Raw genomic sequence first — 15016 nt, forward strand, 5'->3', positions numbered from 1 at the left:
GGTGCCTTCAAGAAGCCGGGGCCGGGCCCGGGCAGACACTGATGCTTTGGCCGGCCGGTACGGCCACCAAGGGTGCCTCCAGTGGCCGGCTGGTGGTGCCGGGGACCAGGAGGGACGCCCCGGTCACGAGGGTCCCCGCTGCGGCCAGGAGAACGGCCGCAGACAGAATCCGGCCCGCAGTTCGGGGTCCGGGCACACTCCGGGACACCCGGCCCGGCCGTTTCCCGGCGTCGGACTTCACTTCCTTATACATGGTGACGTTCCTTACGCAGGGCGGCTTCACCCCGGGAGATACCGGTATGGGGAAGGCGGGAGGGCAACGGGATGGCCAGCAGGACGGTCATGCCCATCAGGACCGCCTGGGCTGTTGCCGCCCACGGCTCCCACGGCTCGTCATAGCGGATGCTGAGCCGGCCGCCCTGGGCGGGCAATCTGAACGCCTGCGCCCAGCCGGAGGCGGTGGGGCTCAGCCGACGGCCGTCCAGGGTGGCGGTCCAGTGTGGGTCGGCGCGTTCCGCCATAACCACCAGCCGCCCCTCGGGGCCTGCCGGCACGGTGCCGCCGGCTGCGACGGTTCCTGCCGGGACGGACCCGGTCGCGGTTCCCGCAGCGTCGACAATCCGGACTCGGTGCGTGACGTCGGCGGCGCCGGTGGCGGATTGGCTCAGCGGCGTGATCCGCCAGAGCCAACCGACGTCCGTTTGCCCAACGGCGACGAGTCCGGGAACGGCGTCCATCCGGCTGGCCGTCAGTTGGGCAGCCGTGTCCGCATCACGGAGGATCACGAAGCCAGCGCCGAGGCGTTCGAGGTCCGCACGGGGATCCACGCCCTCCCCTGCGACCAGGGTCGCGACGACCATTCGCAGGGAGGCCTCGACGGGGTCGTCTTCACGCACGCCCTCCTGGCCGGGCTCCCCCGTGATGCTCCGGGAGGCCGCGACGGTGGAGAGCGCGTCCAGGGTCGTTCCGGCTCCACGCATCAGCGACGCGGTGAAGCCGCCGCCATCAGTGCCGGAGATCACCAGGGCCCTGGTCTGTTCGGGTCCTTCGCCTCGGTCGACTGCCGTCGCCGGAAGGGCACGGGTCGTGGCCGGTTGGATCAGCCGCAGCGTGCCGGGACCAGAGCCCGCGGGCTCTGCCACCGGTGTGCCGGTCTGCAGTGCGTTCCGGGCTGCCCAGACACTCAACCCGGCGAGCGGTCCCGCCAACAGCAGGACCAACGCCGTGACTGCGGTCGAACGCAGCAGGATTCTGCGGCCCCGACCGCTGGCCGCGGAACGGCCGGCCGTAGCCAGCAGTGCGTCGGCGGCCAGCAGCGCGGCGCCCAGCAGCGCGAACCCGGCCGCCGAGACGGCGGGGCCGGTAAACGGGGACACCTCGGCATCGGCGCCAAGCCCGGTGACGACCCGCCCGGCAAGCCAGCCGCCGGCCAGCATGAGCAGCGCCGCAGCCCACAGAAAATGCGCGGTCAGGGAGGCCCGCCCGGCGATCAGCCGGCCGGGGATAAACAGGGCAGCTACGGCCAGCAGGAGCACCGGCAGCCCGGTCAGCAGTACCAGCACCAGCGCCCACGGCACAGGAAAAGCAACACCGAACCCGCCGGGCAGGATCAGCCCCGGGAGTCCGTCGCCAGCCGCCAATACCACCGGCTGACCGAGCGCCTGCTGCCAGAGCGGGGCGGCCTCAATCGCCAGTGGCAGGCCCGGGTCGGCCAGGAGGGCCCGCGGCCGATCGATGGTGGCAATCGCGAAAGGAACAAAAAGGGCTAGGCTCGGCAGCATTGCCCACCAAATAGTCCGGCCGCGGCGGCCGAGCACGAGTCCAGCTGCCGCCACGGTGACCAGGGCCGGTACCAGCAGTGAGGGCGCAGCCGCCGTGACGACGGCGAGGGCGAGACCTGCCGCGGCTGCGGCGGTCCAAGAGGGGGTGCCGTTGACGCCGGCCCGGGGTCGGGCCACCGGCATGGCCTGGCCGTGGGCCGGAACCGTGCCCGGCCCGGAGACCGCCGTCGATCCGGTTGCCCGCAGCAGCGCCAGCACGGCCAGCGGAATCATAATGTGCGCCAGCAGGGCACCCAGTCGGCCCTGGTTGAGCGCCACCTGCAGGGCCGGCGCGCCGGCCCATACGAGGGCGGCGGCTAAACGCAAGCGGCGGCGCCCGGTCAGTGCGCCTGCTGCACACCAGGCACCCAGCGCAGAGAGCGGCATTGCCAGGATCAGCAGCCAGACCACACTGCGGTTCGCGTCGCCGGCGCCAAGGACACCCAGCAACCACAAGCAGTACGCGAAGGGATCGCCGTGACCGGGCAGGCCGGCGCCCAGGCTGATCCACCACCCCGACGCGTGGTTCCAGATATCCTCGAGCCGGGCCGACACCGGAATCAGGGCCCCGCCGGCGGCAGCCTCGGCCCGGACCAGTCCGGGCAGCCCGACCAGCGCGGCGGCAGAGGCCACCGTCACGGCGAGCAGCGCGCCGCTGCCGGCCCAGCCCCGCGCCGGTTCGGGCAATGGGGCGAAATCGTCGCCGGAGCCTCCGTTGGGCTCTTCGGCGAGCGGTGCGGGGGCCGGAAGGCCATCGGCATCAGATGCCCTCAGTGCCTCCATCAGGGAACGCCGGTGGGACCAGACATCGCGGCGCGACGTCTGCAGTCCTTTGCTCACGGAACGGTGGATCCGTCGGGTGCGTGCGGCGCTCCGCCGGCCGCGGAACACGGCGGCGGGCCGGACCAGCGCTCCGACGGTGGCGAGAAGCTGGGAAAATCCGTAACCCGGGTCTTTTAGCGCCAGGCTCAGCACAAGCTTAAACAGGCTCCCCACCAGGGCGCCAAGGGCATGCAACGGAACTTTCCATCCGGAAGCATGCTTGAGCCGGAGGTAGACCTGCGCCTTGCGCGCCGCCGTCGCGTTGCCCAGGGCATGGGGCCGGTTCGCAGCGTGGAACATCCTGGCACCCGGGACTACCACCACCCGGTGACCGGCGAGGCGGTTGCGCCAGCAGAAGTCGAGGTCGTCCCCGCTGCCCGGAAGCGCAGGGTCGAATCCGCCAAGTTTCTCCCAGACATCGCGGCGGACCAGCATGCCGGCGGAGTTGACCGCAAAGATGTCGCTGCGGCCGTTGTACTGTCCCTGGTCGAGTTCGTCCGCGTCAATCAGCGTCAGCCGCTCAGCCCACCTGCTGATCGAAAGTCCGACGTCGATGAGCCGCCGCTCTGCGTGCCAGTCCAGCTGTTTACAGCCGGCCACGGTGACGGACGGGGCGCGTTCGACGGCGTGCAGGAGTTCGGCGAGCGCCTCCGGCGCCGGCGCCGCGTCGTCGTGCAGGAGCCAAATCCACTGGGTGGGTGCTTTGCCGTCGCCGGGTTCCGTCCAGGGCGACAATGCGGCCAGTCCGGCGGCGACGGCGCCGCCAAAGCCGCTTTTGTGCTGGCCGACGACGGTGACGCGGGCCTGGCCAAGCGACTGTTCCAGCAGGGCCGCCGAATGATCACGGGATCCGGTGTCGATGCCGATGATGGCGTCCGCAGGCCGGGTCTGGCCGGTCAGTGCCGCGAGGGTTCTAGGGAGAAAATCACCGCCGTCGTGGGCAACCACGACGGCGGTGATGTGTACTTCTTGAAGAATTAGACTGCTCGCTTCCTAAGCCGGCGCCGTTCGCGCTCGGAGAGGCCGCCCCAGATTCCGAACCGTTCGTCGTTGGTCAGGGCGTATTCAAGGCACTGTGAGCGTACGTTGCACGCGCCGCACACTTTTTTGGCGTCGCGGGTGGAGCCGCCTTTTTCCGGAAAGAAGGCCTCGGGATCGGTCTGGGCGCACAGCGCATCGGTCTGCCACCCCAGTTCGCCTTCGTCATCGAAGTCCTGGCGGGCCGGCAGTCCGATCCAGACCGGTTGCGCCGAATGGGTCTGCAGTTCCATCGGAGGGTCAAGCAGATCGCTGCCGTTGTCCGGCCCGGACAAGAGCTCATGGTGTGCCGCGAGGAAGGCCGTGGCGGCGTCCTGCAGGGAGTCCTTGGCGTGTTCGTTGTAGCGGTCAGCCGCGTCCTGGTCAGCCGGATCGACATACCAGTCGCTCGGCACTCCGCGTGAACGGTACTTGGCTGTGGCTTGTCCCGCAACGACAGCATTGTCATGGATACGCTCTACTAGCCCCATGGCGTTTCCTCCCCGATAGTGCAGCCCCTGCAAGACCTCCGGACACACGGATGTGTGCCGGTTTGTGCGCAGTGGCTTTAGACCTCCAATTACACGCGTGTAAGTATCCGGGAGTCAAGCCGCGGCAGAGATAATAATCAACGTCCGGGCCAAAGCGCTGGCACGCCACGCCCGGAAATTTCCTTCGCCTGCATCCCGGTCGACGTCGGGCCGTAAGCGTGCCGCGCGAATCCTGCGGCAGTCCGTGGCGTATCCTGCGGCGTTCCCGCATTTCAGTGCCATTTACGGGGAATCCGGGGGCCCGCTCCGTTCTTCTGCGGGTCATTTCCGGGGATCACCGCCGCCTCCAGGCCGCGGCCGCGCCGGATAATTCGGCCACGTGAAGGAAGTCACATTCATCGGAGCCGCGACACAATGGCCGTGGCAAGATGAAGTCATGAGCATCCCGGTAATCGATCTAATGACAGCCCTGCGCTCCGGCCAGTCCACTTCCCCCCGGCTCACCTGGTACGGCCCGGACTCCGAGCGCGTCGAACTGTCGGGGCGGGTGCTGGACAACTGGGTGGCGAAGACCAGCAATCTCCTGCAGGACGAGCTCGACGCCGAACCGGGGACGCGCCTGCGGCTGGACCTGCCGGCACACTGGAAGTCCGTGATCCTCGCCGTTGCCGCGTGGCAGCTGGGGGTGGAGGTGGTATTCGACGACGCGGAAGCCGAGCTGCTTGCGACGACGGACCCCGCGCGAGGCGCCGCCGAGGGCGGATTCGACGCAGTTGTTGCCGTGGCACTGCCCGCCTTGGCCATGCGCTGGACTGGCGGGTTGCCGTCCGGCGCAATGGACTACGCCGCCGAGGTCCGTTCCCACGGTGATGTGTTCATGGCCCACGTGGAACCGGAGGCCTCGCGGCGCGCCGTCCTGACCTCCGCGGGAACGGCCCACACGCACGGCGGGCTGCTGGAGGGATTTGCCGCATCAGTCGGCAGCGGCACCCGGCTCCTGGTCCGGGCGGACGCCGGACTGGAGGAAGTCCTGGCGCAGTCGCTGGGAGCCTGGCAGGGCGACGGGTCGGTGGTACTGGTTCACCCCGACGTGGCAGTAACAGCGAAGCTGCTCAGCGACGAGCGCGTCCAGGGTCGGTGACGCTTCGTGGGGGCCGGGAGCGCACAGCCACCAGCCCCCAACACTAGGGTGTCGGCCCTGGCCGCTCCTGGTCCTGGCCTGCGGCCTCCGGAACGCGTACACCGGGCTTGGGGTGCGGGTGCCGTTCGATGATCTCGTGGTCGTGTGCGAACTCCGGCTCGTCGTCGAGTTCCTTGTTAAAGACCAGGAAGCGGTAGGCGAAGAACCGGACCACCGTCGCCACGAGGATTCCCGCAACTCCCGCGAGGAACAGCATGTTTTTGTCACTGACGCCCAGACCATACTTGGCGAATGCGGTGAAGCCCGTCGAGATGCCGATGCCGATCCCATTGATCAGCAGAAACATCGTGAATTCGCGCAGCACATTGTCCTGGCGGCGGCGACGGAACGTCCAGAAACGATTCGCGATCCAGGAGAAGACCGTGGCCACGCTGGCCCCAAAGAACCGGGCTTTGGCTTCGCTGTCCGTCATCGGGCCGTGCATCAGGAAGTACGTCAGTCCGTTGTCGATGACGAACGCGACGCCGCCCACGGCACCAAATTTGGCCACTTCGCGCCAAAACAGCGAGGCAAGACCGCGCACCCGCTCGGTAAGTGTAGTAATCATGACCCTCCGTGGCCTCCTGGAACTGTCGGCCGTCGGGCCAAAGCTCCATTTTAGCGCCGTTTCCGGTTCGCGCCGCAGTCCGGCAGCCGGAAGCCGTTTTTGGCCGCCGCATATCTGCGAAACATATCGATTTACACCCCGGGGTGGGGCTGAAGCCGTGAATCCGCGCGGCTTTCGGTAGGCTGGGACATATGACTTTTCCTGTAATCGGTGTTGTTGGCGGCGGCCAGCTCGCCCGAATGATGGCCCCTGCCGCCACTGCCCTGGGCTTTGAGCTCCGCGTTCTCGCCGAAGCCGAGGACGTCTCCGCCGTCTCGGCTGTGGCCAAGGCCCCGATCGGCGACTACACCGATCTGGATCACCTGTTGGAGTTTTCCCGCGGCCTGGACGTGATGACGTTCGATCACGAACACGTCCCGACGGCACACCTGCGCTCCCTGATCGCGGCCGGCGTTAACGTCCATCCGGGTCCGGATGCTCTGGTCAACGCCCAGGACAAACTCGTGATGCGCGCCGCGATCGACCGGCTGGAACTGCCCAACCCACGGTGGGCTGCCGTCGCCGACGTCGCGGAACTGATCGCATTCGGCGAGGACACCGGCTGGCCGGTGGTCTTGAAAATGCCCCGCGGCGGCTATGACGGCAAGGGCGTGCGGATTGTGGGTTCGGCGGACGAAGCCGGGGAGTCCGCAGACTGGTTCCACGCCATGTCCCCCCTGCTGGCCGAGGCCAAGGTGGAATTCAGCCGTGAACTCTCGGCCATGGTCGCCCGGACACCTGACGGCGAATCCCGGGCCTGGCCCGTAGTGCACACGATCCAGGTAGATGGCGTCTGCGACGAAGTCATTGCCCCCGCACTGGACATTCCGGTGGAGGTGGCCGCCGCCGCGGAAAATGCCGCGGTCCGGATCGCCACCGAGCTTGGCGTCACCGGCGTGATGGCCGTTGAACTGTTCGAAACTCCCGGCGTTGGTGCCGGCTTCCTGATCAACGAACTGGCTATGCGGCCGCACAACACCGGCCACTGGACTCAGGACGGCTCCGTTACGAGCCAGTTCGAGCAGCATCTGCGGGCCATCCTGAACCTGCCTCTCGGCGCCACGGACCTGCTCGGTCCCGTCGTTGTGATGAAGAATTTCCTGGGCGGCGAGAACCAGGACCTGTTTTCCGCCTACCCAGCCGCCCTCGCCTGGGAGCCCGCCGCTAAGGTCCACTGCTACGGCAAGGCTGTCCGGCCAGGCCGGAAAATCGGCCATGTGAACCTCGTCGGGGACTCGGCAGCCGGGGTCGCCACGGTCCGGTCCCGGGCCACCGCAGTGGCCGACATCATCCGCACCGGCCGGCCCCAGGCCGGCGCCGCACCGGAAACTTCCCAGGAGACCGCATGAGCACCGACCCGCAGAATCGTCATCCGCAGGAGACCGGCAACCCGGCGACGGCACCGATCGTCGGTCTCGTGATGGGTTCGGACTCGGACTGGCCGGTCATGGAGGCCGCCGCGGAAGCCCTCGCGGAGTTCGGCATCCCGTTCGAGGCGGATGTTGTCTCGGCCCACCGGATGCCGACGGAAATGATCCGTTACGGGCAAAGCGCCCACAAACGCGGCCTGCGCGTCATCATCGCCGGAGCAGGCGGCGCCGCCCACCTTCCCGGGATGCTGGCCTCCGTCACACCGCTGCCGGTCATCGGTGTCCCTGTCCCGCTCAAGACCCTTGACGGGATGGACTCCCTGCTGTCCATCGTGCAGATGCCCGCCGGGGTGCCGGTCGCGGCCGTCTCCATCGGCGGCGCCCGCAACGCCGGCCTGCTCGCCGTCCGCATGCTGGCCGCAGGAACCGACGAACTCTCCGTCCGGCTCACCGCCGAACTGCTGGACTTCGGCCAGGAACTCAATGATGTCGCCACGAAGAAAGGCGCCGCCCTCCGGCAGAAGGTGAGCGAAGTGTTCGCCGACGGCAACGTCGTCACCCGGGGCAGCCGCTAAGGATTACGCCATGACCAACAGTTACGCTCCCTCGCGAGGCCCCGAGCGGCATAACGCACACGAGCAGGCACCACGGCCCGGCGCTGTCCTGACAGACCCAGTGAGGCACCCGGCGGGAGCCCCGGCCCCGGTCCTTGCCAAGCGGGCGTTCCTGCTGATCCTGATCACCCTGCTGGTTCCCGGCAGCGCCCAAACCGTCGCCGGCAGCCGCCGGCTGGGTCGGGTCGCCCTGCGCACCACGCTGACGGTCTGGGCCGTGCTGATTGCCGCGGTGTTGCTCCTCATTGCCAGCCGCCCGCTGCTGATCAATGTCCTCGCCAGCCCGCCCGTTTCGCTCCTTCTCGTCGTGGTACTCGCGGCCCTCTCGCTCGGCTGGGCCGCCCTTTTCCTGAACACCTTCCGCCTCGTCCGGCCCACGCTGCTGGCCCCCGGGATCCGGCTCGGTGCCGCGGCAGCGCTGGTCGTGTCCATGGTCCTCAGCAGCGGCTCCCTCGGCTACGCCGCCTACGTCCTCAATGTCAGCCGTGACGCCATCGGCAGCATGTTCTCCGGTTTCGGACCCACGATCGAGCCCTCCGAGGGCCGGTATAACTTCCTGATGATGGGCGGCGACGCCGGGGCGGACCGGACCGGACGCCGGCCGGACAGCCTCTCGGTCATCAGCGTTGACGCCAAGACCGGACAGACTGCCATCATTTCTGTTCCGCGAAACCTGCAGAATGCCCAGTTCAGCGAGGACTCGCCGATGCGCGCGGTCTACCCGGACGGCTACGACTGCGGAAACGACTGCCTCATCAACGCCATCAACACCGAGGTCACGAATGACCACCAGGAGCTGTACCCCGGCGTGGCCGACCCGGGGGCCCAGGCCACAGTGGAGGCGGTGTCGGGGACCCTCGGGATCACGGTCCAGGCCTACGTGCTGGTGGACATGGACGGCTTCTCGAAGCTCATCGACGCAATGGGCGGAATCAAAATCAAGGCCGGCGGCTGGGTCCCCATCAGCAGCGGCGAAATGCTCGATGAAGCCAACGGCATCCACGGCATGCCGCTCGGCTGGATCGCGGCCGGCGATCAGCACCTAAACGGCTTCCACGCCCTCTGGTACGCCCGTTCACGCGAGTTCGTGGACGATTACGCCCGCATTCAACGCCAGCAGTGCGTGCAACAGGCCATGCTGAAGCAGATGGATCCGGCGACCCTGCTGACCAGGTTCGAAGACATCGCCCAGGCCGGTACCCAAGTGGTGGAGTCCAACATTTCAGCCAGCCAGCTCGGCAGCTTCGTGGATCTTGCCCTCAAGGCCAAGGGCCAAGGGGTGGACCGTTTGACGATAGGGCCGCCGGATTTCGACGCCTCCTTCTCGACGGTCCCGGATTTTGACGTGATCCATACCCGGGTCCGCGCCCTTCTGGATGGAAGCCCGGCAGCGCAAGCCCCCGCGGTCGCCGCCGACCCGCAGCCTGCGGCCCCGGCCCCGGCCCCGGCAGAGGCAGAGCCCGCGACGGGCAGCGCCGCAGCCGCCGACCCGCAACCGTCGTCGGACTTCACCCCGGTGACCACGACGCCGGACGGCGAGCCGATTACCCGTGAGATGCTCGACTACTTCAAGAGCCAGGGCGACGAACAGTCGATCCGCAACCTGGTGGCCAGCAACGGCCTGTGCGCACCGCTCTGATTCCGGATTCGGCCGTACGCCTGAACGAGACCAATGTTCTCTGAACAGTGAAGGACCTGCCCATGTACAAACTGCACAACGTTCTCCGGCCGTATGCCTGGGGATCCACCACCGCGATCGCAGGGCTGCTCGGGAGGCCCGCCTCAGGCGGGCCGGAGGCCGAACTGTGGATTGGCGCGCATCCGGACTCCCCGTCCGCCCTTGTGCAGCCGGCCGATGCTGGCGGCGCCGTGCAACTGGGGCTGGACGAGCTGATCGCCGGGGACCCGGAACACCATTTGGGGGCTGCCAGCATCGCCGAATTCGGTCCCCGCCTGCCGTTCCTGCTCAAGATCCTGGCCGCCGAGAGCCCGCTGTCGCTGCAGGTTCATCCTACTCTCGACCAGGCCCGCGCTGGATTCGCCCGGGAGGAAGCTGCCGGCGTTGACCACGCGGATCCGGCGCGCAACTACAAAGATGACAATCACAAGCCGGAAATGCTTCTGGCCCTGACACCCTTCGAGTCGCTGTGCGGGTTCCGGCCGGCTGCGGATTCCCGCCAGGTCTTTGAACATCTCGTGGCGTGCTTCGACCTCGCCGGACTTGAGCTCCCGCCGCTGCTCCCGCGCCTGCTGGAGGACCTCGCCGGGTCCGACGAGCCGGCGGCGCTCCGTACCGCTTTCGAGCGGCTGCTCGCCGGGGGTCAGGACGTCACGGACGCGACGGCCATGGTGACCGCGGCACTGGAATCCGGCGCACCAATGGCCGGCCATACGGCGGAGCTCTCCACTGTCGTCGACCTCAACAGCCAATTCCCCGGGGATCCCGGCGTGCTCATCTCGCTGCTGCTGAACCGGGTTTCGCTCGAGCCGGGGCAGGCCGTGTTCCTGCCGGCCGGCAAAGTCCATGCCTACCTGCATGGCCTCGGGGTCGAGGTGATGGCGTCCTCGGACAACGTGCTCCGCGGGGGTCTGACGCCGAAGTTCGTTGACGTCCCTGAGCTGCTCAGGACCGTCGCCTTCGAAGCCGTGGGCGTGCCGTTGCTGAACGCGGCGACGTCCGGGCTGGGACAGGAGATCTTCCGCCCGCCGTTCCGGGAGTTCCAGCTGCAGCGGGTGGAACTTTCCCCCGGGTCCGATCCTGTGCCGGTGGCCCAGTCCGGCGCTGCTGTCATCATTGTGGTCTCCGGGTCGGTACTTCTCGACTCCCCGAAGGGAGATCTCCGGCTGGACCGGGGCGCGAGCGCGTTCCTGCCCGCAGCCGAGGCCCCGGTCATTGTCCATGCCGTCTCCGGCGCCACCGCCCCCGCGCTGGCCTTCTCCGTCACTACCGCACTGGACTGATATCTTGGACTTTTTCCTGCAGGGCCCGCAGTGGGCCGCTTTCCAGCGCGACCTGGGCCGGACGGTCCACGAACAGTCCGGACCGGGCTGGAGCTTCCTGGCCGTCGAGGAGTCGAACCCGGCCGGGAGGCTGCTGTATGTCCCGTACGGCCCGGTCGCCGAATCCCTCGAGGCCTTCGACGCCGCTCTGGCGGCGCTGACGGAACTGGCCCGGGGCTGCGGGGCCGTGTTTGTCCGGATCGAGCCGGCCAGGGCCGGCTTCGATGTGTCCGGTGCCGATGCCGTCCTGCGGAGCCGTGGCCTGCGCCCCGCCCCGGCAAACCAGCAGCCCGAGCTTAGCTGGATCGTGGACCTGGACCGTGAGCTGAAAAACATTCTGGCCGACATGAAGCCAGCCAATCGAAATCTCTACCGGAACATCCACAAGAAAGGCGTGACCTTCCGGTCCAGCCAGGACCCTGCGGAAATTTCGGTGCTGCTGACGTTCCTCCATATGACAGCGGCACGCAATGGTTTTAAGCCCCAGAGCGATGAGTACCTCGGCCAGGTGGCCCGTTCGCTGATGCCGGCCGGCGCTGCGACACTCTTCATCGCAGAACTCGAAGGCGCGCCCATCGCCGCTGCGCTGGCCTATGACTCCGCGGACACCAGAACGTATGCGCATGCGGCCCTCGATGACACGCACCGGAAACTCAGCGCCGGGATCCCTCTACTGGTCACTCTCATCGCCGATGCCCGCGAGGCGGGGCTGAAGCATGTGGACCTGTGGGGCGTTGCACCCGCGGATCAGCCGGAGCACAAGTGGGCCGGCTTCACCGCGTTCAAGAAGTCCTTTGGCGGCCGGGAGGTCGCCTACCCCGGAACATGGGACCTGCCGGTCCGAAAAGTGCGCTACGGCGCCTACCATGTGGCCCGGGCCGGCGCGCAGCTGGCCAGGAAATCCGTGCAGGCGCTGCGCGCCAGGCTTCGACGCCAGCCCGGCTAACCACCCCGCGGCCGCGGCGAAGCCCAGCGCCGCGGGACTGGGCGCCGCGGGACTGGTTAAACTAGACGCCGGCGGCGTGCCGTTGCGCGGCGTAGGCGCTGGCCACCATGTCCTCCACGGAGTGCCGCATCACCCAGTCCAGGTCGCGGGCCGCCAGCGCACCGTCCGCGACGATCCGGTCGGGGTCCCCTGCCCGGCGCGGACCGATCTCCGGTTCGAAGTCGATGCCGGTAACCTTCGCCATGGCCGTCATGATTTGGCGCACTGAGAGCCCGTCCCCGGAACCCAGGTTGTAAATCGGTTCCAGTGCCCGTCCCGCGGCGAGGCTCTGCGCTGCGGCCACATGTGAGGTCGCCAGATCAGCGACGTGCACATAGTCGCGCACGCAGGTGCCGTCGGGAGTGTTGTAATCCGTCCCGTAGATACGGGGGGTCTGCCCGGACGTCAGCGCCCGCAGCACGATCGGAAACAAATTGTGCGGGCTGGTGTCGTAGAGTTCGGGCGAGCCGGAGCCGACGACGTTGAAGTAGCGCAGCGAGGTGTGCTGCAGTCCCCGCGCCCGGCCCTGATCCCGGATCAGCCATTCACCGATCAGTTTGCTTTCCCCGTAGGGCGATTCGGGGTTGGTGGGGGTGGCCTCGGTGACAATGTCTCCGCCGGGCGTACCGTAGGTCGCCGCGGAAGACGAGAACACGAGCTTGTCCACTCCGGCGCGTTCCATCGCCCCGAGCAGTGCGGCGGTCCCCGTGACGTTCTGCTCGTAGGTCAGCAGCGGCTCCTGAACCGAGACGCCGGCGTACTTAAATCCGGCCAGGTGGATGACCCCGGCCACGGCATGCTGGGTCAGGGTCCTTTCGACCAACTCCTCGTCGAGGATGCTGCCGAGAACAAACGGCACTCCGGCCGGAACAAATTCACGGTGCCCACTGGAGAGCGAATCGATCACCACCGGTCCGATCCCCGCTCCGCGCAAGGCGGCTACCACATGTGAACCGATATACCCGGCGCCGCCGGTCACTAACCAAGTCATGGCTTCAGCCTACCGAACCGGGCTGGCCGGAGCCTGGACCGGCACCGCCGTCGGGAGAAGAACCGCAAAACAGCGGATCCCGGGCGCCAGGGCGACTCCGGGATCCGCTGTTGTTTCGTGCTCAGGGGCGGCGCTAGTTCTTGCGCGCGTACCCTTCCCACTTGCTGGCCTGGTGCTCGCCGTCGACGAAGCGGATGGTGCCGGACTTGGAACGCATCACGATGGACTGCGTGAGGACCTTGTCCTTGGAGTAGCGGACTCCCTTGAGGAGGTCGCCGTCGGTGATGCCGGTTGCGGCAAAGTAGCAGTTATCGCTCGTCACGAGGTCGTTGGTGGACAGCACGCGGTCAAGATCGTGTCCGGCGTCGATCGCCTTCTGCTTCTCATCGTCGCTGGTGGGCCAGAGCCGGCCCTGGATGACGCCGCCAAGGGACTTGATGGCGCAGGCCGTCACGATGCCTTCCGGAGTTCCACCAATGCCCATCAGGGCGTCAACGCCGGTACCGGAGCGTGCCGCAGCAATCGCGCCTGCAACATCGCCGTCCATGATGAACTTGGTGCGCGCACCGGCCTCGCGGATTTCCTCCACGAGCGTGCGGTGCCGGTCGCGGTCCAGGATCATCACGTTGAGCTGGTTGACCTTTACGCCCTTGGCCTTGGCGATGAGGTGCAGGTTCTGCTTGACCGGCAGGCGCAGGTCCACCATGTCCGCAGCTTCGGGGCCGGTGACGAGCTTTTCCATGTAGAACACGGCGGAGGGATCAAACATCGAACCGCGCTCGGCCACGGCCAGGACGGCCAGGGCGTTGTTGATGCCAAGGGCTGTCAGCCGGGTTCCGTCGATGGGGTCGACGGCGACGTCGCATTCCGGACCGGTTCCGTCACCGACGTGCTCGCCGTTGAAGAGCATCGGGGCTTCGTCTTTTTCACCCTCGCCGATGACCACAACGCCGTTGAAGTGGACTGTCTGGAGGAAGGAGCGCATGGCGTCGACGGCGGCACCGTCAGCCTTGTTCTTGTCACCGAAGCCGACCCAGTGGCCACCGGCAATGGCGGCGGCCTCAGTGACGCGGACCAGTTCCAGCGCAAGGTTGCGGTCAGGCTCGTCGACTCCGACCGCGAGCGAGGGGGAAAGCGTGGAGTACTTCTGGGACATAGGCGCTGGTGTCACGTGAACCTCTTCTTCGAGTGGCGATCGTTGAACCCGTACGGCCGTATCGATCCGTCGCGGTGTTTGTCTGCTTCTGATCATAGCCATTGCGGCGCCTCCGGGCCCCTAGAATGACATGCCCGTGAAACACATCACCGGCCGGCTGGCCGGTCCGAGTGTGAGATCGGCTCCGTCATAGGCGACTATAGAAGCGTGAGCGAAACGCAGGATGTACCCCCCGCAGCCCCAGGATCCTCCGGCCCAGGAACGACCGGCCAGGCTCCGGCCGGGCCGGAAGAGGCGCCGGTAAGGCCGGTCCTGCGCGCCGCAGCCGCGAAACGCGCCAACGCGTCGGTGCTGGGGATGTTCATCGCCCTGGCCATCAGCATCGCCGTTTTCCTCCCGATCGTGCTCCTCAACCCCGGGCCGAAGTCCGATGGTTACCGCCCCAACATCGACGTCGCTGCCGTGTCCCGGAACGCCACGGATGTGGCAGGATTCACACCCGCGGTGCCTGATACAGGCGGCGCCTACCGCGCCAACTATGCGCGCTGGGAGTCCGGCACGACCAGCGGAGTGCCGACCTGGGAGGTCGGGTATCTCACCCCGAACGAATCCTTCATTGGATTGGTGCAAACGCGGCAGCCGAACCCCACGTGGCTCCTCCAGCAGACACGGAACGCCGGGGTGACCGGCACGCGGAGCGCCGGCGGAGCTGATTGGGAGCTCCGCGACACCAGCAAGGGCCAGAAAAGTATGGTGCTGGTCCGCGCCGGCACTACCGTGGTCCTGTCCGGGGCGGCGAAACTGGACGAGTTCTCCGTCCTGGCCGCCGCCGTCGTCCAGGCAATAGACTCCAGCGCGGCGTCCACCCCGGCCGCGCCTGCGGCTCCTAACACCCCTGCCGCCACTGACGCCGCTGACGCAACAATTTCCGCGCCTGCCGCTCCGTCGCCGTAAAGTGTAGGC

General features: G+C 67.6%; 13 protein-coding genes. 7 read left to right on the forward strand and 6 right to left on the reverse strand.

Going from position 1 to position 15016, the window contains the following annotated elements:
* Window positions 1-7: 7 nt before the first annotated feature.
* The 3 genes from KY499_RS18535 to KY499_RS18095 are packed head-to-tail and all read right to left on the reverse strand — an operon-like array spanning window position 8 to window position 4150.
* On the reverse strand, window positions 8-253 hold the full coding sequence (locus KY499_RS18535) for a hypothetical protein (RefSeq protein WP_308813083.1): 246 nt from the start codon (window positions 251-253) through the stop codon (window positions 8-10).
* Window positions 246-3590, reverse strand: a complete 3345-nt coding sequence (locus tag KY499_RS06790) for a glycosyltransferase family 2 protein (protein WP_219886598.1) — start codon at window positions 3588-3590, stop codon at window positions 246-248. Before KY499_RS06790 ends, KY499_RS18535 begins: the two co-directional genes overlap by 8 nt.
* 29 nt (window positions 3591-3619) lie before the next feature.
* Window positions 3620-4150, reverse strand: a complete 531-nt coding sequence (locus KY499_RS18095) for a WhiB family transcriptional regulator (RefSeq protein ID WP_123254350.1) — start codon at window positions 4148-4150, stop codon at window positions 3620-3622.
* A 436-nt stretch (window positions 4151-4586) separates the two neighbouring features.
* Here KY499_RS18095 and KY499_RS06800 point away from each other — a divergent pair, with 436 nt between their 5' ends.
* On the forward strand, window positions 4587-5291 hold the full coding sequence (locus KY499_RS06800) for a TIGR03089 family protein (RefSeq protein WP_123254385.1): 705 nt from the start codon (window positions 4587-4589) through the stop codon (window positions 5289-5291).
* A gap of 43 nt (window positions 5292-5334) precedes the next feature.
* On the opposite strand, the gene KY499_RS06805 is transcribed toward KY499_RS06800, so the two are convergent.
* Window positions 5335-5898, reverse strand: a complete 564-nt coding sequence (locus KY499_RS06805) for a GtrA family protein (protein WP_219886599.1) — start codon at window positions 5896-5898, stop codon at window positions 5335-5337.
* Between the two features lie 191 nt (window positions 5899-6089).
* Here KY499_RS06805 and KY499_RS06810 point away from each other — a divergent pair, with 191 nt between their 5' ends.
* The 5 genes from KY499_RS06810 to KY499_RS06830 all read left to right on the forward strand — a co-directional run bounded on the left by KY499_RS06810 (window position 6090) and on the right by KY499_RS06830 (window position 11867).
* Window positions 6090-7286, forward strand: a complete 1197-nt coding sequence (locus KY499_RS06810) for a 5-(carboxyamino)imidazole ribonucleotide synthase (RefSeq protein WP_219886600.1) — start codon at window positions 6090-6092, stop codon at window positions 7284-7286.
* Entirely contained in the window at window positions 7283-7882 is a 600-nt protein-coding gene (gene purE, locus KY499_RS06815; protein ID WP_219886601.1) for a 5-(carboxyamino)imidazole ribonucleotide mutase, read from the forward strand. Before KY499_RS06810 ends, purE begins: the two co-directional genes overlap by 4 nt.
* A gap of 10 nt (window positions 7883-7892) precedes the next feature.
* On the forward strand, window positions 7893-9560 hold the full coding sequence (locus KY499_RS06820; protein ID WP_219886602.1) for an LCP family protein: 1668 nt from the start codon (window positions 7893-7895) through the stop codon (window positions 9558-9560).
* 62 nt (window positions 9561-9622) lie between these two features.
* A complete protein-coding gene (manA, locus tag KY499_RS06825) occupies window positions 9623-10882 on the forward strand; it encodes a mannose-6-phosphate isomerase, class I (protein ID WP_123254345.1) in 1260 nt (419 codons plus the stop codon).
* Window positions 10883-10886: 4 nt separating this feature from the next.
* Window positions 10887-11867 carry a peptidoglycan bridge formation glycyltransferase FemA/FemB family protein gene (locus KY499_RS06830; RefSeq protein ID WP_123254344.1) on the forward strand — a complete coding sequence of 327 codons (981 nt, stop codon included), beginning with the start codon at window positions 10887-10889 and terminating at the stop codon, window positions 11865-11867.
* Between the two features lie 61 nt (window positions 11868-11928).
* On the opposite strand, the gene galE is transcribed toward KY499_RS06830, so the two are convergent.
* On the reverse strand, window positions 11929-12897 hold the full coding sequence (gene galE / locus KY499_RS06835) for a UDP-glucose 4-epimerase GalE (RefSeq protein ID WP_219886603.1): 969 nt from the start codon (window positions 12895-12897) through the stop codon (window positions 11929-11931).
* Between the two features lie 133 nt (window positions 12898-13030).
* Window positions 13031-14053 (reverse strand): class II fructose-bisphosphatase, encoded by a 1023-nt coding sequence (glpX, locus tag KY499_RS06840; protein ID WP_183164423.1) that lies wholly within the window; start codon window positions 14051-14053, stop codon window positions 13031-13033.
* Window positions 14054-14260: 207 nt separating this feature from the next.
* Here glpX and KY499_RS06845 point away from each other — a divergent pair, with 207 nt between their 5' ends.
* Window positions 14261-15007 carry a DUF4245 domain-containing protein gene (locus KY499_RS06845; protein ID WP_123254341.1) on the forward strand — a complete coding sequence of 249 codons (747 nt, stop codon included), beginning with the start codon at window positions 14261-14263 and terminating at the stop codon, window positions 15005-15007.
* Window positions 15008-15016 lie beyond the last annotated feature (9 nt).

The organism is Arthrobacter sp. PAMC25284 (assembly GCF_019443425.1).
Taxonomy (GTDB): Bacteria; Actinomycetota; Actinomycetes; order Actinomycetales; family Micrococcaceae; genus Arthrobacter; species Arthrobacter oryzae_A.